At 35.2% G+C, this 23775-nt stretch carries 11 protein-coding genes and 1 pseudogene; 10 read left to right on the forward strand and 2 right to left on the reverse strand.

Annotated elements, in window-relative coordinates; all coding sequences use genetic code 11:
- Window positions 1–125: 125 nt before the first annotated feature.
- The 6 genes and pseudogenes from WQ54_RS10835 (at window position 126) to WQ54_RS10860 (ending at window position 14803) form a co-directional block, all read left to right on the forward strand.
- Window positions 126–2553, forward strand: a pseudogene (locus tag WQ54_RS10835) (PAS domain S-box protein).
- 1137 nt (window positions 2554–3690) lie between these two features.
- Window positions 3691–9171: a LamG-like jellyroll fold domain-containing protein gene (locus WQ54_RS31865; RefSeq protein ID WP_197089581.1), complete on the forward strand. Its 5481-nt coding sequence runs from the start codon at window positions 3691–3693 to the stop codon at window positions 9169–9171.
- 466 nt (window positions 9172–9637) lie between these two features.
- Window positions 9638–11086 (forward strand): glycosyl hydrolase family 28 protein, encoded by a 1449-nt coding sequence (locus WQ54_RS10845; RefSeq protein WP_046516194.1) that lies wholly within the window; start codon window positions 9638–9640, stop codon window positions 11084–11086.
- Between the two features lie 40 nt (window positions 11087–11126).
- Window positions 11127–11315, forward strand: coding sequence for an aspartyl-phosphate phosphatase Spo0E family protein (locus WQ54_RS10850; RefSeq protein WP_046516196.1), 189 nt, complete (start codon window positions 11127–11129; stop codon window positions 11313–11315).
- A gap of 124 nt (window positions 11316–11439) precedes the next feature.
- The gene (locus tag WQ54_RS10855) at window positions 11440–12642 is read left to right on the forward strand and encodes a glycoside hydrolase family 88 protein (RefSeq protein ID WP_046516199.1); all 1203 of its coding nucleotides are present in this window, start codon (window positions 11440–11442) and stop codon (window positions 12640–12642) included.
- A gap of 487 nt (window positions 12643–13129) precedes the next feature.
- Window positions 13130–14803: an extracellular solute-binding protein gene (locus tag WQ54_RS10860; protein ID WP_046516201.1), complete on the forward strand. Its 1674-nt coding sequence runs from the start codon at window positions 13130–13132 to the stop codon at window positions 14801–14803.
- Between the two features lie 51 nt (window positions 14804–14854).
- On the opposite strand, the gene WQ54_RS10865 is transcribed toward WQ54_RS10860, so the two are convergent.
- Both WQ54_RS10865 and WQ54_RS10870 read right to left on the reverse strand, forming a co-directional pair.
- Window positions 14855–16459, reverse strand: coding sequence for a response regulator (locus tag WQ54_RS10865; RefSeq protein WP_046516204.1), 1605 nt, complete (start codon window positions 16457–16459; stop codon window positions 14855–14857).
- 141 nt (window positions 16460–16600) lie between these two features.
- Complete coding sequence (locus WQ54_RS10870) at window positions 16601–18346, reverse strand: sensor histidine kinase (RefSeq protein ID WP_046516207.1); 1746 nt, start codon at window positions 18344–18346, stop codon at window positions 16601–16603.
- A gap of 308 nt (window positions 18347–18654) precedes the next feature.
- Here WQ54_RS10870 and WQ54_RS10875 point away from each other — a divergent pair, with 308 nt between their 5' ends.
- The 4 genes from WQ54_RS10875 to WQ54_RS10890 all read left to right on the forward strand — a co-directional run.
- Window positions 18655–19584, forward strand: a complete 930-nt coding sequence (locus WQ54_RS10875) for a sugar ABC transporter permease (protein WP_052737748.1) — start codon at window positions 18655–18657, stop codon at window positions 19582–19584.
- Window positions 19585–19606: 22 nt separating this feature from the next.
- A complete protein-coding gene (locus WQ54_RS10880; RefSeq protein WP_046516210.1) occupies window positions 19607–20476 on the forward strand; it encodes a carbohydrate ABC transporter permease in 870 nt (289 codons plus the stop codon).
- Between the two features lie 27 nt (window positions 20477–20503).
- Window positions 20504–22468 carry a beta-galactosidase gene (locus WQ54_RS10885; RefSeq protein ID WP_046516212.1) on the forward strand — a complete coding sequence of 655 codons (1965 nt, stop codon included), beginning with the start codon at window positions 20504–20506 and terminating at the stop codon, window positions 22466–22468.
- Window positions 22469–23250: 782 nt separating this feature from the next.
- Window positions 23251–23775: YitT family protein (locus WQ54_RS10890; RefSeq protein WP_046516215.1), on the forward strand; the 525-nt coding region annotated here is incomplete at its 3' end.

Raw genomic sequence — 23775 nt, forward strand, 5'->3', positions numbered from 1 at the left:
TTTAAAGGTAATTTGTAATTTATTTAATACTTAAGTCTATTAATAATAATAGTTGTAACCTTTGCTAAACGTTAGAGCAATCAGTAGAATAAGTGGAAAACAACATCTAGAGAGGGATTTATTAAATGATTATCAATGATTTCTTCATTAATCTTTGTATTTTTTCATTTTTTGTAAGTGCGGCCATAGTCTTTCAAGTTTTTATAGCAGATAGAAACTTAAAAACTAATTATCTATTTGGCGGATGTTATGCTAGCATTGTTGCAGTTTTGTTGATGTCTTTCCCCGTTAAATATAATGATTTTATTTATGATCTTCGATATGTCCCTCTTATTCTTTCATTTGTCTATTTTGGTTATAGAGCTGGATGGATGACAGCAATCAGTATTTGCATTGCTCGTATTTATATAAGTGATCACTGGATTGTCGGTGTAGTTATGTTAGGAGGAACGATTTTTCTATATACCCTATTTAAAAACTATATGAAAAAGCTCCCTTTGATAAAAAGAGCCTTTCTCTATCTAGCTATTCATTTTGTTGTTTATAGTTTAATACTAGAAGTTTTTTCAGATGTAAGTGATCATATGTCATTCCATATTAGATATTTCTTTTTTGTTTTTGTTGGTCTTTTACTCGGTTTATTACTCATCGAAGCTCATAATAAACTATATCGTTTGATGAAAAGCTTATCACATTTGAATCAAAAATTAACCGAATCAAAACAAGAATTAAAAGATACAGTGTGTGAACAACAAGGGGCTATCTTTAAGTTTAAAAAGGTGAATGAAAGTTTTATCCATACTATGTGCGATGGACAATTATATTATCAAAATGAGATTGACCCTGAACAAGTGGTAGGTAAAGATTTAAAAGCTCTGGTTCCTTTACATTTAGTTGATTCGCATTTAGTTCCCCGACTATTGGAAATTTATCAACGTGCTTGGGAAGGTCAAGAGGTCACATTTGAACTACCATGGCCAAATGATAAAACCTTTATTTTTATCGTTCTTAGACCAATTAAACGAAAAGGGAAAGTCGTTGAAGTTGTTGGCTCTGCTGTAGATATAACTGAGCTGAAAAAGATGGAAGAGGAATTATGGACCACCAAAGAACGACTGGAATCATTCATCAATCATACCTCGGCTGCTATATCCATTATCGATTTAGAAGGACGTGTATTACAGGTTAATAAAGCTTTTGAAGAGATATTTGGTTGGTCAGAACAGGAAATCATAGGGGGGAAATTACCTACGATCCCTAATAGCCTGATGAATGAAGCTCAAAAACTTTGTCAAAAAGTCATATCTGGAGAATCAATTACTGGATTTGAAACCGTTAGAAAACGAAAAGATGGAAGCGTTATTGAGATAAGCTTGACTTTATCATCTATTCGAGATTCGAAGGGAAATGTGCTGGCCTTTTCAGCAATCATTAGAGACATTTCTAAAAGAAAACAGGCCGAGAGAGAACTCCATCAATTGCATCAACAATTAAGGGAAAGTGAGATGAAATATCGTACGTTATTCGAACATGCAACTGATGCGGTTTACTTATTAGAATTGAATGAGGATAGATTACCAATTAGATTTCTTGAAGTAAACGCAGTTGGGTGTAAAAGGTTTGGATATAGTAGGGAAGAACTTCTCTTGAGACCATGTGCCGAAATTGTTGATCAAAGTTCTACACTGTTCAAAAGGTTTATGAATAAAATGAAAGAAGGAAAAAATTCGTTTACTTTACAAGACGAATATGTTTTTGAAACAGGAAGGAAAATGCATCTTGAGTATAGTGTCTGTGTTTTTAATTTTAGTGGAAAGGAAGTTTTACTGGTTATTTCTCGAGATGTCACCGAACGGTTGAAAATGGAAGAATTATTACGGAAATCGGAGAAACTTGCTGTTGTAGGGCAATTAGCTACAGCAATCGCCCATGAAGTTAACAATCCTTTAACCACTATGAAAGGATTTATGCAATTACTAAAATCAACGGAAAATAAGAACAATCAGCGTTATATAGATGTTGTGATAACAGAGATGGATCGAATAGAGGGAATTACCAATGAATTTATAGCGGTGGCCAAGCCACAAGCGGTACAGGTCCATCCTAATGATCTACATATGTTAGTAGAACAGGTTACACTCATACTCCAACCTCAAGCGACGATGAATAACGTCCAAATTAGAACGAAATTTGAATCTGGTATACCTTTGATCCCCTGTGAAGGGAACCAATTAAAACAAGTGTTTATCAATATCTTAAAAAATGCAATTGAAGCAATGCCACTGGGGGGGGGCAGTTCTAATTCAAGTCAATAAACTTGATGATCATCAAATACGTATTCGCTTTATCGATCAAGGGTGTGGGATTCCGAAGGAACGTATCCCATATCTCGGAGAACCTTTTTATAGTATCAAAGAAAAAGGGATCGGCTTAGGGTTAATGATCTGTTATAAAATTATTGAAGCGCATCAAGGAAACATAGCGATTGAAAGTGAAGTAGATAAAGGAACAACGGTTGATATTATTCTTCCTATCAATCTTCTTCCTCATTAAGAAATTCGTTCATTTTCTTAGATGGTAGGGAGTAGAAATGTGTTTTCGTATAATAATAGTAGGGATCGGGTTCAAGTTAAACCTATTAATCTTAATGTTTATGTTATGTGTTTTGTGAAATAGTTACAAACAGGCATTTTAATAAAGTTTGAATGATATGGAGAACCGAAAAAAGAGTAGCCTTCTATTACATATTTTTTATGAATAGAGGGTTTTTTTAGGTTACAAAAGGGAATGTCCCATAAGTCAATTTTCGGCTATTGATACCCTTTTATTTAGTGTTTATCATAAAGCAAACAATTAAGGGCGAATTCCTCTTGGATCATCTGAATTAGAAGTTTCAATTCCTTGATAGATGGGGATTGAAGCTTTTTTTCTTGGGACAATCCTCCAAAGCTCTTTAGAAATGAAAATTGCACATTTATTGTGGGGAACTATTGCAGTGTGTCTATTAATTTCTTTACTCCCTTTTAAACAATTCCACAAAGTTGTAGATGGGTATATAAAAGTTAATACCTTAACATAGGTTCGAATTATTTAGATTGATATAATAATATCAGATAATTAAGAAAGTTCAATTATAATTCTTGGGTATTCATATGTAAAAAGTGTTTAAAAGATAATATTTGATACACTTTAATCCTTTAATTACTTAATTTATGAGTTAAAAGTAAAAGGCGAACACCAAAAAATGTAACCCCTTACAATTTAATTGGTAGATAAGGTTAAAGATTTGTAGGGAAAGTAATTAGGATATCTATTATTTTAAGATGACTGTGTTAAACTTGCTTGTTTGATTGCAGCAAAAAGGTGATCGCTTTGTGACCCGTTTTCTAAGCAGGAGTCTCACATATCCTTTCTAATCAACATAGTGCAAAAATCAAAGATGAGCTTTGATATCATTTATTAGATGTTTTCTCTCTTATTAAATAAGCTTTCATATTTTAATTCCTTAAACGGATCTCAAAATCAAGATATTAACTGTAAATCTTAAGGGGGGTGATGCGAAAATTGTAAAGAGGTATTAAAAACTACTCATCAATTCTTTGGTTAGGAACACAGTCATTAAATACAAGGAACAGAATTAAGAAATAGAAGAGGATTTTCTTCAGAATGAAAAGAGAGGGAAGGGATTTGATGAGGTTTGGAAAAAAATTTTGCTTACAAAATATTTTTAATTGTGTTTTCCGTGTAATTGTTTCTTTTTGTTTAATAGCAACTATCTTACCTTTATCACCAAAAGTATCTAAAGCGGAAGAAACAAATCAATCACTTATGACAGATTATCAACCGACTATAAATGAGGTTATTAGTTCAAGTGGTTTCAAACATCCCGGTGTCGGACTTACTAAAGAACATCTTGAAAATATTAGAGAGCAGGTGAGGGCTCAAAAAGAGCCATGGATTACCTATTTCAATGAAATGCTGAATTCATCTGCTGCTTCCAAGACAGTTTCGTCTAGCAATCAAAGCAGTGTGGATCCAACGAAACCGGGAACAGTCGCCTTTAATAGCAAGGGTGTTCAGTCCCAATTTATCGCGGATGCATTAAAAGCCTATACTCAGGCCATCTTGTATAATATAACCGGGGACGAGACATACCGGACCAATGCGATGCATATCATCCGTATCTGGTCGCAAATGGATCCTGAGAAATACGCGTATTATACCGATGCACATATTCATTCTGGCATTCCACTTTTTCGTATGGTTTCAGCGGCGGAAATCTTGAGATATACAAGCACTCAAAATCCAAAACTTGAGTGGACGGACAAAGATACAGAAGACTTTACAAATAACCTGATTAATCCAGTAATCAACACATTACAATATGACAATAACTATTTCATGAATCAGCATTTGTATCCATTGATAGGAGCTATGTCGGGTTATATCTTCACTGACAACAGTGAGCGTTATAATGAGGGAGTAGAATGGTTTACGGTTAACAAGACAGCAGTAGATCAGGGACAAAACGGCTCGATAAAGCAATTATTTAGACTGGTTGACACCAATATATTGACAGGAGAAAAATTGGATACCCCTAGGGTTCAAATTGCAGAAATGGGCAGGGATCAGGCACATTCTACTGGTGATGTCATCAATGTGGACTATTTATCGCGGATGTTGCTCGCTCAGGGAACAAAAGTTGATCCTGTAACGGGAACGGTATCTACGGCTGATAATGCCGTTAATACGTACGATTTTCTGAACAAAAGAATTCTGGAAGGTGCAGATTATTTTGCCAGGTATATGTTAGGTTACGATACGCCATGGACACCACTGGCGGCTCATACGGATGCTGACGGAAGTCCGACTATCATTTATAAAGAGTTGTCAGGCGCTTACAGAGGAAGAATTGGCGGAAATGTATACGGCCTTTACTATTACTATAAATACTCAGAAGGTTTGGATATGGAGAAAGAAGCTCCATACTTTACCGAGATGTTTAAGAAGAGACATCCTTTTTGGTGGGATTGGGTAGACGGTGGAGCCGATTATTGGCTTTATATTCCAAAAGAGGCAGAGGCTGAGGGCGAAGAATATCTTCCGAAAGTATCTGCGAATCCAGATTTGATTGAAATAGAAAATCGGTATACAAGTTTAGATGATAATTCCAAGACCTTGCAAGAAGGGAATACATCATTTGTTAGGATCAACGCAACGGAACAGGGCAGTAAGATTGCGATTGTTGGTTCCGGTACCGACTCAAAAACGATCGGTCTCCGAATTCGAACCAATGGCACAGCCAAAATGGATAGTATCGGAACACTGACGCTGCCGGATACAGATGGGCAATGGAAATACGTAACCTACACGATGAACAATTTCCAGGGCTTCGGTGACCTCGTTTATCTCACGATAAAAGGAAATGCCGCAACTTCCGTCGACATTGACCACGTCAACATCAGGGCGGGCAATCAGTTGACACCTCCCAAGTTTAATGCCGGGGATAACTCAATAAACTTGTTTGGCTATGCAGGGTCAGAAGCTGCTATTCAATTTGACTTTTCTGCAACAGATGACGATGCATCAGAAGTTGTTACTTATCAAATGGACCATAAACCAGAAGGGGCCGTTTTCGACGAAAGCACTGGCGCATTTTCATGGAAACCTACTGAATCCGGAACATATTCCATTGTGGTAAGCGCATCAGACGGAAACACTGTAACGGCAAGGGAAGTACAAATTGTAGTGACAGATGACAGGCACTCTGCTGTAAGCGCCGTCGTTGCGTCGTATGACGCAAATACAAAGTATATTGAGGAGACTTTGAATCAGTACAAACAGGTGTATGAAGATGTTATGAACATTATTTCAAGTGTATCAGACAACGTTTTCTATCAGAAGCTAGAAGACTTGAATAAAGCGGTTCAGAATCTTAAGGAATTGACTCCTTTATTAGAGGATGGAAGCATGGATTACAGCCATATGTTTGTTTCTTCGACATTTGGCAATCAAATAGTTAATCTTTTAGATCGGGACAATTATACGTTTGCAGGTTATTATCTAGCCGAGAATTTAACGTATTACATGGATTTAGGTCCCAACTATAGAGTTTCTGCTGATTCCTTCCAAATGCAAGTTAGAGCAAGTTTCCCTGAACGGATCGGCGGTGTTGCCATCTTCGGTTCAAATGATAAAGAGAACTGGACGCGATTAACACCGGATACGACAACCGTTACAGAGGATATGCAGTCTCTTGCAGTTTCGGATGATTTGAAGAATAAGCAGTTCCGCTTTTTAAAAGTACAAATGATTGAGCCGCCGGTGGGAAATCCAATGTTCGAACTGTCAGAATTCAGAATTTTCGGTGAACGGCATGAAGTGGTCAACAAACTTTCGTCGGTTACCATCAGCTCGGACCAAAGCAAACAAAACCGGATTTCTATAGGCGATACGGTGAAATTATCATTCACATCGACTGAAATAATCAAGGATGTCGATGCAATGATTCAAGGTCATCCTGCTAAGGTTAAGTCGGATGACGGCATTAACTGGGTAGCAGAAGCAGTGATGGGTCCTGATACACCTGAGGGAACGGTGAAATTTAGTATTCATTACAAAACAAAAGACGGTGTCGAAGCAGCGGAAACATTGTTTACCACTGACAACTCTTCCTTGTACCTTGTCGATGAAAGTGATCTGATAAGGTATATCATAGAATCTACCGACATCACCGATTCGAGTGGAAGATCGCCGGAGGATGCTGCGAAGACGGCGAGTGTATTATTTGATGGAAACCCGGGATCGATTACGGATTATCGCGTCAACGGAAGCGGATACGGAGGATGGGTTAGCTTCGATTTTAAAGAAGGCGGTTATGCACAGCTGAAGAAGGTAGAACTGCTTGCAAGGCAAGATGGAAACTTTGGTCGAATCGGGGGAGCGGTGATCCAAGGTTCTAAGGATGGTACAACATGGTCAACTATATCGAATGCAGCTATTGCTACAAAAGAGTGGCAAACTCTGACAATCAACAGCACAGAAAAATTCCGTTATATCCGCATTTATAATTCGAACAACTGGTATGGCAACATGTCAGAAGTAAGATTCCACGGCGAATCATTTACAAAGGATTTTGTACCAATAGAAAATGTATCGATTAGATCCGATAATTCAAGTGATTCATCCATTGCATTACCAGGAGATACAGTAACCTTAACATTTACAACAGAATATGAACTTAAAAATGCTCGTGTGTTTTTTGGTGATGAAGAGCTTATTGTAACTTCTGAAAACAACAGAACATGGTCAGCTGAATATACAGTGGATAAGGAAAAATATACAGTTGGAGAACTTGAATTTACTATTATGGCTGATAATGGTCCAACTGTTAAAAATACCACTGATGACTCAGAGGTAATTGTAATTGATTCCCTTGATGTTGCATTAGAAGAAGCAGAAAATCTACACAAAGAAAATTATACAAGATTAAGTTATTACCAGTTCATGAACCAAGTCCAATTAGTGAAGGATAAATTGGATCGTCCGGAATACTCTAAGACAGAACTTGCAAGAATACTTTATGATGCAAAGTCATTACTCGTTCAAAATGTATGGACCATTTATCCTTTCGAAGGAAATGCAGAAAGTTCTAACGGTTTATCAAATGGTACCGTATCTGGAACACCTGTGTACAAGGAAGGGATAATCGGTCAAGCCATTGAATTGAATGGACATGATCGCTATATCACACTACCTGAGAATCATCCTCTTTTAGACTATGATGAAATAACAGTAGCCACTTGGGTAAAATGGAATGGCGGTAGTAATTGGCAGCGAATATTTGATTTTGGCAATAATACAAGCGAGTATTTATTTTTAACACCTAAATCAGGAAGTAACACACTTCGGTTTGCAATCAAAAATGACGGCGGGGAACAAATTGTTGAAACATCACCATTACCAGTAAATGAGTGGGTGCATGTGGCAGTCACACTTGGAAATAACACTGCGAAATTATACGTTAATGGTAAGGAAGTTAAATCTGCTAACGGTATGACCATCAAACCGAGCGATATCCAGCCAACGATAAACTATATTGGAAAAAGCATGTGGCCTGATCCATTGTTTAACGGGATGTTAGATGAATTTTCGATTTTCAATTATGCATTGAGTGCCGATCAGATTAAGGAAGTATATCACAACAATCCAATAGAAAATGTGGATACGACGCTGCTTGATTTCTTATTGAAAGAGGCGAATAAAGCATTAAATCAAGGAGATTATCCGGATGAAAGAAAAGAACAACTTCTGCAGGCGATTGAGCAAGCAGAGTCGGTTTATGAAGGAAATCTGACGCAAGAGGCTGTTGATCATGCATCTGCAGCATTAGATGAAGCAATTAAAAACTTGAAAAAACCAGTTGATTCAACATCGCCAGAAGGTCAGTTTACGATTAATAAAGGTGCCGAGTTTACGAATATGCAAAATGTAACGTTATCGCTTGAGGCTACGGATGATATGAGCGAAGTTATCTTGGTGCGTTATTCTTATAATGCAAAAGAGTGGACAGATTGGGAGGAATTTAACACATCAAAACAATTAACACTGCCACATGGTAATGGGGAGAAAACAGTTTTTGTTGAATTTAAAGATCAAGCCGGAAATATTAGTAAGTCAAATCAACAGACGATAACCCTTGATACCGCTGCACCTGTGATTGAATTTATTGGTCACCAAGAAACCTATTCGGTTGACTCTATTATTAAGATCACTTGTAATATCACGGATGAATTGTCCGGTGTTGCTTCAGAGGAATGCCAAAAAGTTGAGGGACCAGCATATGAATTTGAATTAGGAATAAATAAAGTAACTGCTGCAGCGACTGATAAAGCAGGTAATACAACGAAGAAAGAAATTCAATTTACAGTCAATGTTGATTTTGATAGTTTAAGTCGTTTAACTGAATCTTTTGTAACCAAGGAAGAAGTTGCTCAATCCCTTATCGATAAGCTTCAAAAGGCTAAAGTATGGGGAGAAAAGAATAATAAAGAGGCGATGAATGGTCAAATAAATGCATTCGAAAATCAATTAAAAGCTCAAAGTGGGAAATCAATCTCGGAAGAAAACATAAAAATATTGATAAATTTATTAAAACAATTGAAAGGTTAAGGAACGGCCGTTTTTTAACCATTATCGTTAATCTTTGAGAGGATCTGTTTAATCAAAACTTAAAATGAGTAATTTAGATGGGCTAACAACAAATAGTTAGCCATTTTTTTATCCAAACGTCAACCATACTATTAAACTTAACCTGAAGCTTATGCTGAGAATTGGCGCTCATCGGATGTATTCCCCTGAATGTTTGCGTCTCCACATTTAAGTAGACTTTTTTTAATAAATCTATTTTAACTAATATCATGGATATAGATGTTTATAATGTGGCATTTTCAATTGAAATTACTATTGCTATTCTTAGGGAGAGGAGTTGTGTAATCTTTATTGGTGACAAGAAAATAAGTCAAATGGATATGCATATTTTTATTTTTTTATAAATTGTTAGCGTTGTCACTTAAGTATGATAGCTGCAGGTAAATGCAATTTAGTAACGTTTTAAGACAGATTATGAGGTGATTTCATGAGTATTTTAAAAACATATCCTGCACCAAAAGAAGCTGTTTGTAACGATGACTTTTTTGTGAGAGTTCGTGAAGAAGGAGGTGAATGGATACCATTATCTGTTTATGAAGTGAAAGTTGACATGCATAATGTTCGGAAGGCTTCAATGGCTCAATTTGATATGGAAGGAAATATCGAAGTAGAAATAACCTGTAACAATACAGTTGATGTAAAAGATGTTACGATTCGTCCTTTGTCATATAAAGTTTCATACGAACATTATCAAAATGTTATTAATTTGAAGTTGGATCATCCGTGCAAGCTGTCAATTGAAATTAATGGAGAGCGCTTTCATAACTTTCACTTATTTGCGAATCCAATGGAAAAGGATCACCTTAACCCGACTAATAGACATACAGTAGTAATCGAACCGGGTATTCATCTTCCAGATGATATTGTCCGCTTAGCTTCAGAGCCAAATTCTGATAATGAAATTCCTGATACGGTGTATTTTGCTCCTGGTTATCATTATTTGGTTGGCAGTCAGCTTCTTGTGCCATCGGGTAAAACGATTTATTTAGCAGGTGGTACGGTTGTTGTAGGTTCATTCGTATGTAACTCCGTACAAGATGTGACTATTCGAGGGAGGGGTATCATTTATTTGGCGGATATCGAAAAGACAACTTACTTTAGAGGGATACAGATCGAATTTTCAAAAAGCATTACGATTGATGGTATCGTTGTGGTTGATCCGCCGCATTACAGTATTCTTATTGGTCAATCTTCTGACATTAAGATAAACAATTTTAAATCGTTTAGCACTCGGGGCTGGTCCGATGGGATTGATATGATGTCCAGTACAGATATTCATATTAATGATGTGTTTATGCGAAATTCTGATGACTGTATTGCCGTCTACGGCAGTCGCGGAAATTATTTTGGTGACACGAAAAACGTGCAAGTGAAGAACTCCATTTTATGGGCCGATGTTGCACACCCTATTAATATGGGGACACACGGCGATCATGGGGGAAATGGAGATACTATAGAGAATATTCATTTTGAAAATATTGATATCCTTGAACATCATGAACCACAAGAAGATTATTGGGGAGCAATGTCAATCAATGCCGGGGATAAGAATGTCATTAAAAACATCAAATTCGAAAACATACGCGTAGAAGATTTTGAACTAGGGCAATTAGTAGATATTAGAGTTGTTTTTAATAAAAAATATAATCCTGTACCAGGCAATCGAATTCATAATATAACATTTAAAAATATTGAGTATAATGGCAGAAATGAAAAGCCATCTCGAATCTATGGGTATGATTCTGGACGTTCTGTTAAAGATGTTTCATTTAGTAATCTTAGAATTAATGGGCGGATTATAAGAAATGCTAAAAGTTATTTTGATATAAATGAGTATGCCCATCATATTACTTTTGATTCAAACCTAGATAAATAGTTTTGCAAAATAGATGTTTAGGAAAAGGGGTGGGCTAAAAATGCAATTATTTAACTTTATAATAGAGATGAAACGTACAGAAATGGAGAATTGTGCAAGAAAATATGGGATTTCATCAGAGAAAACACTAAAAGTAAGTCAGGAACTAGACAATTTATTAAATATCCAAAATAAATTTATTTGTAATTTTTTTATTGAAAAATATAGATCTTTCTTATGTGACGAATAAATAGTCTATTTCTGATATTTAAGTTTGATTGGATTAAGCAGAAATAGGGAATTTTTAGTGGGAAAATAGAAAGTTACCGATATAGACTTAACTAGACAATTAAAAAGGAGCTATTTATTGAACCATGTCTAACGTTATAAAAAAAGAACGTATTATTAATCACGATAGATTTTTCAATATTGAGGAAATAACGAAAAAAGACTGGGTTGAGAAGGCATTAGAGCACGTTCTTAAAAAAATAGATCAAAACTTGACTCGCTTCGGTGAAGACTTTCCTTCTGCATCTACAAAGGATTCAAAATATTTAAAGGTCAGCGGAGATGATGTAGATTGGACGGAAGGTTTTTGGACAGGAATGCTATGGTTAGCCTTTGAAATAACAAACGATCAAAAATATAAAAGGATAGCAGATATTCAAGTAAAGCGCTTTAAAGAACGGATTAAAAAACAAATTAAAACAAATACACACGATTTAGGCTTTTTATATTCTTTATCATGTGTAAGTGCATATAAACTAACAGGGAATCAAGAAGCAAAAGAAGCTGCATTATTAGCTGCAGATTTACTAATAATGAGATACCATGAAAAAGCGGGAATCCTCCAAGCGTGGGGCGATTTAAATAATCCTGAAGAAAGTGGAAGAATGATCATTGACTGTAACTTAAATCTTCCTTTACTTTATTGGGCAACGGAAGAAACTGGAGATAAACGTTATGCAACATTAGCGAGAAATCATATTCAAAATGCAAAGAAATATTTAGTCCGTAATGATGCTTCAACCTTCCATACCTATTTTATGGATGTTGTAACAGGTGAGCCTATTGCAGGTAAAACCCATCAAGGATACAGTGATGATTCATGCTGGTCACGAGGACAAGCATGGGGAATTTATGGGTTTACATTAAATTATATATATACGAAGGATACTAGTTTACTAGAGTTGAGTAAAACACTTGCAAATTACTTCTTGAATCGATTGCCCAAGGACCATGTATGTTATTGGGACCTGATCTTTACTGAGGGATCGGGGCAAGAACGTGATAGTTCAGCAGCATCAATTTCTGTATGTGGTTTGTTGGAAATGATTAAGCACTTACCATTATTAGATGAAGAAAAAGTGTTATATGAACATGCTGCACTAATAATATTAAAATCATTATCAGAAAATTATACAACAATTGAATCAGATCAACAACATGGTCTTCTCCGTCATGGAGTATATAATAAACCGAGAGCAATAGGAATCGATGAAAGCAACCTATGGGGAGATTATTATTACTTCGAAGCACTCGTTCGCTTAAGTAAATCATGGAATTTATATTGGTAGCTAGAGTATGAAAACAAGATAATAATGCAAATAAAATAGTGTTTGCCAGCAGTGAAGCAACCAGTCAGTACGACCCAAGACATAATTCCTTTACCGTTGCGAAAAGATGTTTTGAGAAGGAATTATAAAGAGATCATGCGATACCTATTAAATGATTCAAATCGCCATAAACGTGCACAAGTGTTCATATGGAATTTTGATTAAGATGAATTTAGAAGAACTGAATGATTTCTAAAAAGGCATGAGACTAGTTAAAAAGCTAGTCTCTTTGAAGGATCATTCACATTCTAACTAAGAACAAAGAATTGCAAAATACTAGCTTATTTAATACTTACTATTATTAATAAAACTAATAATAGTAACTATCTTATCGACACTGCATCCAACGGTTTAAGTTAGGGTTATATTTATTAAGATTCGGGCATGTAAGGGTTTAAAAGAGGCTGATAGAATAATAACTGTAAGGGAATATAAAAGGAGGGTAATTATGTTAAAACAGAAATGGGTTATCTTGTTAACTTTAATTGTAACCGCTTTCTCTGTAGTTGCAGGATGTAGCTATGGAGGTAATCAAGAGGCTTCGGTAAAGACAGAAAAATCCCCATCTACAAAAACGGAAAGTGGAAAATTTGATCCTGTTGTAGAAATAAACACAGCTAGACCGACAGCAGGTATAAAATTTAAAGATGGTGAAGATATCAATAATAATGTTCACACAAAATGGGCAGAAGAGGAACTAGGTATTAAAATTAATAATATGTGGGATTCAGCAGATAATGGAGCTTATCATACAAAGATACGATTGGCTTTAACATCTCAAGAAACTCTTCCAGATGTCTTTGTTGTTCAAAATCGCGGGCTCGTCGCTGAACTGATGGAATCAGGAAAAGTAATGGATATTCAGGACGCTTTTGACAAATATGCTTCTGATCGTCTTAAGAAAATATATGAAGAAAATGATGAAGGCTTAGATCAGGTTAGAGTAAATGGCAGATTAATGGGACTTCCTATTTTTACAACGGGTGATGCGACAGACCCTATGTTATGGGTACGTCAGGACTGGCTTGACAACTTAAATCTAGAGGCGCCAACGACAATTGAAGAATTTGAAAAAGTAATGGATGCATTTACAAATAATGATCCTGATGGAAATGGCAAGGACGATACATTTGGTTTTACTTTCTCTGGCAGTGGCGGCTATATCAACTGGATGTCTGATGCTAGTTTCGTCTTTGGAGCTTATGTTGGGAATTATCTCCCGAAAACATACCAACTATCTGAAAATGGTAAACTTGTGTATGGTTCAACTCAACCTGGAACGAAAGAAGCACTTGGAAAATTAAGAGAGTGGTATAGCAAGGGGTATTTAGATAAGGAATTAGCTGTATTGGATCCAGTGAAAGCAACAGAGAGTTTTATTCAAGGAAAATCAGGTATGATTGCAGCGCCATCATTTGCCTATGATTGGCCTTTAAAAGACATATTAGGCAATCATCCAGATGCGAAGGTTGTGCCATATAAGTTACCAACAGGTTCTGATGGCAAGACTGCACGTTTTGGATCAACACTTAATGAGAACAAGGTTATGCTTTTTAACAAAGAATTTAAAAATATCGAAGCATTCTTTGTGTATTTAGATAAAATGTATGATAGAGAGTTTGAAACAGGCGACTTTAAATATGGTTATGCTGAAGGATATGATTATGCATTAGTTGATGGTCAACCTGTATATGACCCAGCAAAATTCCCTGAACCGCAAAAGGAAATTTATGATCCGGGTGCATACAGCCTCCTATGGGCAACTCCGATGATTCCATTTAAATTGTCAGAAAATCAAAACTATATTTATGAGGGGAATGAACCTAAAACAAATTTACAAGATCGAATTTCCCAAGCAAATGAAAATACAATTAAAGCTGGAGCATTGAATTACAAAATGAGAGAAATTAGTGCGCCTGATGTATTTTTAGGAGCTCCGACAGAAACCATGCAAAGTAAAGGTGAAAATCTGACAACGATGGAAGTGGAGCTATTTAATAAAATCGTTTATGGAAAAGAGCCTTTGGATAAATATGATCAATTTGTTAAGGATTGGTACGAAAAAGGCGGTACTCAAATAGAGGAAGAAGTAAATGAATGGTATGAAAGTGTAAACAAATAAAAAACGAAGGGTGTCTCATTTCGGGACACCCTCTTTCCTTTTCTATGAAAGTTATTTCATTTCATTGCGAAACTTTTGTGGAGTCGTATGATAGAATTCTTTAAACAAGCGAATAAAATACTGAGTTTTCTGGTAACCTACTTCTTTAGCAATATCTCCTATTTTTTTATTCGTATTTGTTAACAAATGGCTTGCCTTTTCCATTCGTGTACGTAGTATATAGGAAGACAGACTTTCACCTGTCTCTTTTTTATATAATCTTGATAAATAAACAGGATGTAAATAAACATGTTCTCCTATTTTATTTAAAGAAACATCTTCATGTAAATTATTTACGATAAATTTTTGTACTTGTCTAATGATATGAGATTTACCTTCATTGCCCTCGTTAATACTACGTTTATATTGGTTAATCAATGACTCAGACCATTGTCTAATTTGGTCTGTTGAGTGGAAGTGAAACTGGTTTTGAAAGAATGATAAATCTCCAATGATATCTGATATTGGGTCTCCAGTTTGATGTGAGATATACGAAAAACAACTATATAAATAATAAACAATCTGTATCCTTTGACTGTAGGTATGACATGATGAATGATCTAATTCTTCTAGTACAGCATCAATTCTTTCGGATACCTCGTCCCACCGGTTTCCCTCCATTAAATGCAAAATGGCTGGTGATTCATGAAGCTTTGTCAATGTTTTTAATTCTCCTTTAGCAGAAACCTGATCCAACGTCTGGATACCGTTAGGAGTGCTTACCATGTTTGTTAAGAAATAATTTAACGTTTTAATATAAATGGTGTGAAGTTCGTGATAAAAGGTAAATGTAGGTGAAAGTAAGATAGAAATTTCCCTCTTTAAAAACGAATTTACAATTTGAATCAGTTCATTTAGTTTCGATTGAATATGCTGGAAATCATTATTTTGAGCAGGGAGGATCATAATAATAAAATGATGATAATCGGTACATGACCATATGGCAGGTGGAGTGGTTACCTTCTCATAAAATAATTCCTCAGCTAAATTTAAAATAGTTGAAGAAAAAAGCTCAAAATCTCCTCTTGAATGACCATCAGATATTGTTTCAATTTGTATCATAGTAAGAATACATTCTTGCTTTAAGTGGATATCAATATTTAATGTTTGAATATTTTGTGAAATCTCATTATCGCTAAATTTTTTCCCGTGTAATAAATCGAGAAGAAGATGCTCTCTCATTCGGAGGGTTCCATGTTTTAAGACATCTCTTGCGTTTGCCAAGTCTATTTTATTTTGTTGCTCTTTATTAATCTCAATAAGGACTTTCTTTATGCTCTCTCTCAGGTCTTCTTCGATAATCGGTTTAAGCAAATAATCAGTCGCACCATTTTTAAGCGCTGTCTTTGCATATTCAAATTCAGAGTACCCGGAAAGAAGGATAACCTTTATTTCCGGTTTACTTTTGCGTAATGTTTGTAAAAGGTCAAGGCCGCTTTTTTCCGGCATTCGAATATCTGTTATAACAACTGAAATATTGCCATTGTCTGAAATGTCTAATGCTTCATCCACTGAAGAGGATTTATGAATTCTCTCAAAACCGAATGTTTTCCAATCAATCGCTTCTTCCAAATAGTCAAGTACATAATCCTCGTCGTCAACTAGTAATATTTCCATCCTGTAACACCTCTTTTTCATGATGATTTATCTCAATCTTAACGGATAATAATTCCCTACAGCATAATTCAAGTATAGCTAAGTAGATAAGTGGGATGACCGGCTAACTTCGCCACGTTCTGTGGCAAAGTAGGCACTTGTTCATCCTGTACTTTGAGAAAACTCCTGCTGATAGAAGTCTTCCTTTATCACGATCTTTATACAAAGTCCACCTAAGCCGCTTCTAGTAATATCGATACCTGATGAAGGACCAAATTGGTTAACAAGTCTTTGGTTAATATTCCATAACCCGCAGCCGACCTGGTCGAGAAATTGTTTTTGATTGATTCGTTTTAATAATCTATTAATTTCTTCATTAGACATCCCAATACCATCATCTTCTATTATGATCGTGTAATTTTCTTCACTTTTCTGACCCTTTATTAGAATTTTTCCAGAATCAATCTTTTGATCAAACCCATGATTAATGGCGTTTTCAATAATGGGTTGAAGTAATAAAGTTGGGACGATGATCCCATGCATTTCATCAGGGATGTTAATCGAATAGTGAAGCCGTTTATTTCTTAATGATTGTACTTTTAAATAATTTTCACTTAATTTAATTTCATCAAGTAATGATGTTTGATTTCCGGGTTTTTTCGTTTTATATCGATAATATTTAGCTAAGTTATCTGCCATTGCAATGACCGCATCTGGTGACTTACGAGCCATACTTACAATGTAAAATAAGCAATTGTATAAAAAATGCGGATTAATCTGTGATTGCAAATGTTTATATTCAGCATCACGGGTTCGAACTTGTTCTTCATATACATTTTCAATAAGAGTTTGAATTCTTTCTGCCATATAATTAAAATGTCCAAATACATAATCAAACTCATTATTCGCTTTTATTGTGACACGGCTTTTATAATCTCCTTTTCCAAGCAACTCAATTTTCTTTATTAAATGTCTAATATTCATTCGAAAATGTCGATATAAAATAAATGTTAAAATACCGCCAGTCATAAAGAAAACAAGTAAACTAACTTTCACTAGCATATTTACATTTTCTAAGGGAGACAAAAATTCATCCAGTTCTATATAACTTACCAATGTTCCCTCTAATGATGTAGAGTAGAGGGTTTGGATCAGGTATTGTTTGTTATTCATTTTTAAAACTGAAAGTGATGGAGTGGTAGAATGGTTCTCATTAAAATTTATCTTTTCTTTTACTAGCTTGATAATCTTTGGATCAATTTCTGCGTTAGTAAAAATGTCAGAATTAGAAAAATAAAAAAAAGATGTCCCAATTCCAGATGCATCTACACTAGATAATACGTTTTTTAAAAAATGACTATTAATAGTAGATTCAATAATAATAGAAGCATTTAAAAGGCTAGGTTTTGAATAGTAAGGACTTGAAACAAGGTAATGAAACTTTTTTTCTCCATTTTCGGTAGAGGTAAACCACTTATAAAAAGGGGCAGCTTTAAAGAATTCTTTATTAAATGTTTTACTATCTTCTGTAGATATGACCTCATCATGATTTGGTAAATAAATCGTTATATGATATAAAAATGGATTAACACTTCTCTGGATTTTCAATTTTTCTTCTAAATATTTCTTGTCCATCAAATGGTCTAAGTACCCCGAGAATTCAAATGAACTTCCAAAAGCTTTGACACTTGAATCGTATAGGAGCATACTTGACTGCATTTCTACGTGATGTAAATCATCTTCTAATTGATTCATAAAAAACGTTAATTGTTTGGCAGCAGAATCTTCAAGTGTTTGTCTTACGACATCTTTACTTACTTTATGTGAATAGGAAAAAAGAATAGATGTGGGTATAACCAGCATCAGCAAAAATATCATACTATTTCTAAAAATTTTATATTTTACCATTATTTCACCACCCTTGTGTAAGATCTATCTAGAAAAAATGTTGTTTTGAAAGGGGTTTCATTTTTTTCGCCTGTTAAAAAAATGCAAATATACCTACTTCAAATGAAAATGAAATCCTCACGCTCAACAATGTTTATCTTCTAAACAATTCCATAAAGTTGTGGATGGGTATATAAAAGTTAATACCTTGACATAGGTGCGAATTCCTTAGATTGATATAATAATATCAGATAATTCAAAAAGTTCAATTGTTATTTTTGATGGGGGGATACGTTTTGAAACAGGATGTAAGCGTTACCGTGGTTCGAATAAAAACAAAAACAAAAAAGGCATTTACACCGTTACAAGATTTAAAGAAAACTTGGCCAATCCATGTATTGGTACTTCCAGCACTTATTTTAGCAATTGTTTTTCACTATATACCGATGTTTGGAGTTGTCATAGCTTTCCAAGATTTTAAACCCTGGCTCGGTCTTTTTGACCAGGAATGGGTAGGATTAAAGCATTTTAAAGCAATATTCCAATTTGAAGATTCAGTACAGGTAATTTGGAACACGTTTTTTATTTCAGTATTAAAGATTGTGTTTGGAATGATTGTCCCTATTGTTATGGCCTTATTATTAAATGAAATTCGTAAATCTGGGGTCAAAAGAAGTATACAAACACTCGTCTACTTACCTCATTTCCTTTCATGGGTAATTCTTGGTGGAATTTTAATTGATCTTCTCTCAATTAAAGGTGGATTAGTTAATAGAATGCTAGAAGGTTTATTTGGTATAGGACCTATTTTCTTTTTAGGTGATGGAGATTGGTTCCGGTTTGTGCTTATTATAAGTGATATTTGGAAAGAGTTTGGTTTTGGAATGATTGTCTATTTGGCTACCATTACAGGGGTTAATCCAAATTTATATGAGGCTGCAGAAATGGATGGAGCAGGACGATTCAAACAAACATTATATGTTACGCTTCCAGCGATGCTTCCAATTATCATCGTTGTTGGAACATTGCAGCTGGGAAATATTTTAAATGCTGGCTTCGACCAAATTTTTAACTTATATAATCCACTTGTATATGACAAGGGAGATGTAATTGATACGTATGTTTATCGTGCCTCGATGTTACAAGGTGATTTTGGCTTTGCAACAGCAGTTGGATTGTTCAAATCTGTCATAAGCTTTATTTTAATAGTTATTTCTTATCGAATGGCTTATAAATTCGCAAATTATCGTATCTTTTAAAAATATAGGGAGGCAACTCATTATGTATCATAAAACAATAGGTTATAAATGGTTTAGTGTATTTAACCATATTTTTCTCATTACCATGGCCATTTTATGTGTTTTACCCTTAATCCATGTGTTAGCAGTTTCGTTCAGTGGAAAAGAAGCAGCTTCCGCAAATATTATCAATTTATTACCAGTAGATTTTACTTTGGATGCGTATGAAAAGACGTTAACAAATCCCCAGTTTACACAGGCCTTATTTAATTCTTTCTATCGTACAGTTCTTGGAACATTTATTGCGATGTCAGTTACGATCTTAGCAGGTTATGCCTTATCAAAAGAGTTTAAAAGTAGAAATTACTATATGTGGTTTTTAGTATTTACCATGCTTTTTTCAGGCGGTCTAGTACCAAATTATATTTTAATTAGTAATTTGAATATGATTGATACTGTTTGGGCTCTTGTCTTGCCGGGTGCACTTAGTGTTTTTAACTTAATTTTATTAATGAATTTCTTTCGAAGTATACCGATTTCACTTGAAGAGGCAGCTCTTATAGATGGGGCGGGGTTCTTTAGAATATTATTTAAGATTTATCTCCCTTTATCTATGCCAGGTATTGCTACAGTCACGCTTTTTACAATGGTTGGTCATTGGAATTCTTGGTTTGATGGTTTGATTTATATGATGAAAGCAGATAACTATCCATTAGCGACATTTTTACAGACGATCGTTGTACAACAGGATATGAGTAAGATAAGCGCAGACCCTAGTTTGCTAGAAAATCTGTCACAAAGAACCGTTCAGGCAGCTCAAATTTTTATAGGAGCACTACCAATATTAGTTGTTTATCCGTTTTTACAAAAATATTTTGTTAAAGGAATTGTACTTGGATCAGTAAAAGAATAGCGCAAATAGAAAGAACGGTGATTGATCATGCAATTAACTATAGATACATTCCATCCTTGTAAAAATACAAAGCAGAAAATCATATCAAACGATAAATTATATGTTGAAATATCTCCTGCTGGAGGAAATATAGAACTAGATATACAAAATTATGATGAATACATTTGGTCACACTATCATTTTTTAGTCGCTGATATTTATCATGAATGTGAGGATGTATTGGTCATCATTCTAAAGTTTAAACAAGATAAAATGTTTATTAGTGTTCATAACGGAATACTTCCGTATGTTAAAACAAGATTATGTTTTCCTTTAAAAGCATTAAATGGTGAAAAATTGTTTCTTGATCGTTATCCAGGTAGTCTGCAATGTGTACTCCGAGGAGACAGTTCCATTGATCGTTCAAAAATAGATGGTTTTAGTATTGAAACGATTCCGTCACTAAAGGGGCGAAAATTTGAAGTTTCCAATATTCAGCTACGAGAAGATGAGCCAGAATTTTTATATGATCGAAAACCTTATATTGATGAAATGGGACAACTAGCAATTAGAAATTGGCAAAGTAAGACATCGTCTTTGAAGGAGCTAGAAGAGTATCTGCACAATGAGTTAAATCACCAAAAAGAAAATGACAAACAAGTAAGTAGCTTTGGAGGGTGGAAAGAATTACAGTTTAGGAAAACTGGTTATTTTCGAACTGAATTTGATGGTGAAAAATGGTGGCTAGTCGATCCGGATGGATATGCCATGTTTAGTACAGGTATCGATTGTATTCAACCTTACGATACTATGAAAGTTTCGGGAATGGAGCAGTTAATTTCATGGCTTCCAGATAAAAAAGGAAAATATGAGGCTGCATGGACTAACTATGGGTTTAGCTATGCCGTCGCTAACATAATTCGGGCTTATGGAAACTCTTGGTGGGAAAAATGGGCAGAGTTAACAAAAAATCGTTTGAAAGAATGGAAAATAAATACAATAGCAAATTGGTCTCAGCAAGAATTTATTCAGTTTTCTCAAATCCCTTATGTATACCCGTTAAATGATTTCCCTACGACAGAGATGAAGATATATCGTGATTTTCCTGATGTCTTTAGTGATGAATATGATGTGAAAGCAAAGTGTTTTGCCCAACAGCTTCAACCACTAAAAGAAGACCCCTTACTCATTGGATACTTTCTAAGAAATGAGCCACATTGGGCTTTTGTAGATAGTTTAAATTTAACGGGATTGATGATGGAACAGTCGTATCCTTTTGAGAGCAAGAAAATATTTATTCAATGGCTAAAGAAAAAGTACGAAACGATAATGAATTTAAATGAATCGTGGGGATCGTCTTTTTCAGGTTTTGAACATATAGTTGATGAATATCAATATGAGCAAGTTGTAAGTGAAAATCGTGAAAAAGACTTTGCCTCATTCAATCGAATTTTAATCCGTAGATATGTTGAATTGCCTTCTAATTATTGTAAAGAGGTAGATCCTAATCATTTAAATCTAGGCATGCGTTATGCTTGGATTGCAAACGATGACCTATTAGAGGGCTGTGAGGTGATTGATGTATTTTCGATAAACTCCTACACATTAAAACCAGATACAGAACAGATTGAACATATCAGTAAAAAGTTAAATATGCCTGTAATGATTGGTGAATTTCACTTTGGAGCAGCAGATGTGGGGCTTCTCGCTTACGGTATAAGAGCGGTCGCTACACAAGCAGATAGAGGAATGGCCTATCGTTATTATGTTGAACAAGCAGCTTCTATTCCAAGTTTAGTAGGTATTCATTATTTTCAATACAATGACCAAGCGGTATTAGGAAGGTTTGATGGTGAAAATTATCAAATTGGTTTTGTTGATGTTTGCCAGCGACCATACGAAGAATTTATCGAACAAGTGAAAATGGCACATGATCGAATTTACTCCATAAGAACTGGAGTGGAGAAGGCATTACCAACCCCACCTGTCGAAATTCCAAAAACAGGCTTTTAACAATGTGAGAGATTGGAATATTCAAAGATATGACGAATAAGAAAAGGTAGCCGACTACCTTTTCATTTATTTCACAGGTGAAGATGACTGGGGAAGTGATATTTAGTTTATCATCCACTAATTGATTCAGATACGTCTATACTATATGAATCTTGTATAAGTCATATTAACTTTATCGATGAATAGCCTGTGGATGATGTAGACAAACAAATTAGGAAAGATAAAAATTAATAGAAGATATAGGTGAATAAAATTGTCTGATAAAAGTAATAAAGGTACTCACAAAAACATTTTCATAAGGCCATTTAGGAGAAACATCCAGAAATCGAATTAATTAATTCAAGTGGACCATTTGCGGTAGGAAGCGAATATAACAGGGGCTGGAAGTCTGCTAGAAAAATCAAATCTGATTTTGTGGATGAGCATTATTATCAGTCTCCAGAGTGGTTTTAAGCTAATTATCATCGCAATGATGAATTTAAAAAGGACAATCCTAAAGTATTTTTAGGAGAGTATATAGGGGGTCTTGAACAATCTCCAGCACCAGCGCCCAACCCTTAGGATCACTCAGTCCTCCTGTGGAGACAACACATTGATATACATCTTAGGTGTGAGTACACAGAACCAATTCTTTTTTTGTTCGAGTCTCCTCATCGATCTTCCAGTGACCTTCGTGGCTAATCCGGGCGTTTGTGCTTTTCTTTCCAAGTTTTCTTAATTGAATTTAATCTATTGTTGCAATAAAATTAAATAACTTAATATTTCGAAAGAAGGCACAACTTATGAAACTCCGTGTACAAATTCCTTTTTTTATGATTGGATTAACCATTTTCAGTTATGGCATTTCAGTAGCAATTCAAGTACAACATTTAGGGATACACCCATGGGATGTTCTAAATATCGCTTTATTTGAAAAATTCGGCCTTACGATTGGGACGTGGACTGTTCTGGTAGGACTGCTTCTTGTTGTCGTCTCCTTCTTTTTAGATCGGAGCTACATCAACATCGGAACGTTCCTGAATGCTTTGGCTGTCGGTCCTTTAGTTGACTTGTTCCTTTATATGGAGGCATTTCCACGATCCTCTTCTGTTTTCACAGATGTACTTGTTTTGATCTTAGGTGTTGTACTGATGGGAATCGGTGGCGGAATGTACTCAGGAGCGAGGATCGGGGCTGGGCCAAGGGATGGGTTCATGCTTTCGATATCCGATAAATTGGGGATGTCGATCAGCCGGGTGCGGATCATGGTTGAAAGCCTTGTCCTTCTATTAGGTTGGCTGCTTGGCGGTCCGGTCTTCATATTTACA

This window comes from Bacillus sp. SA1-12, from assembly GCF_000981385.1.
Lineage (GTDB): Bacteria > Bacillota > Bacilli > Bacillales > Bacillaceae > Metabacillus.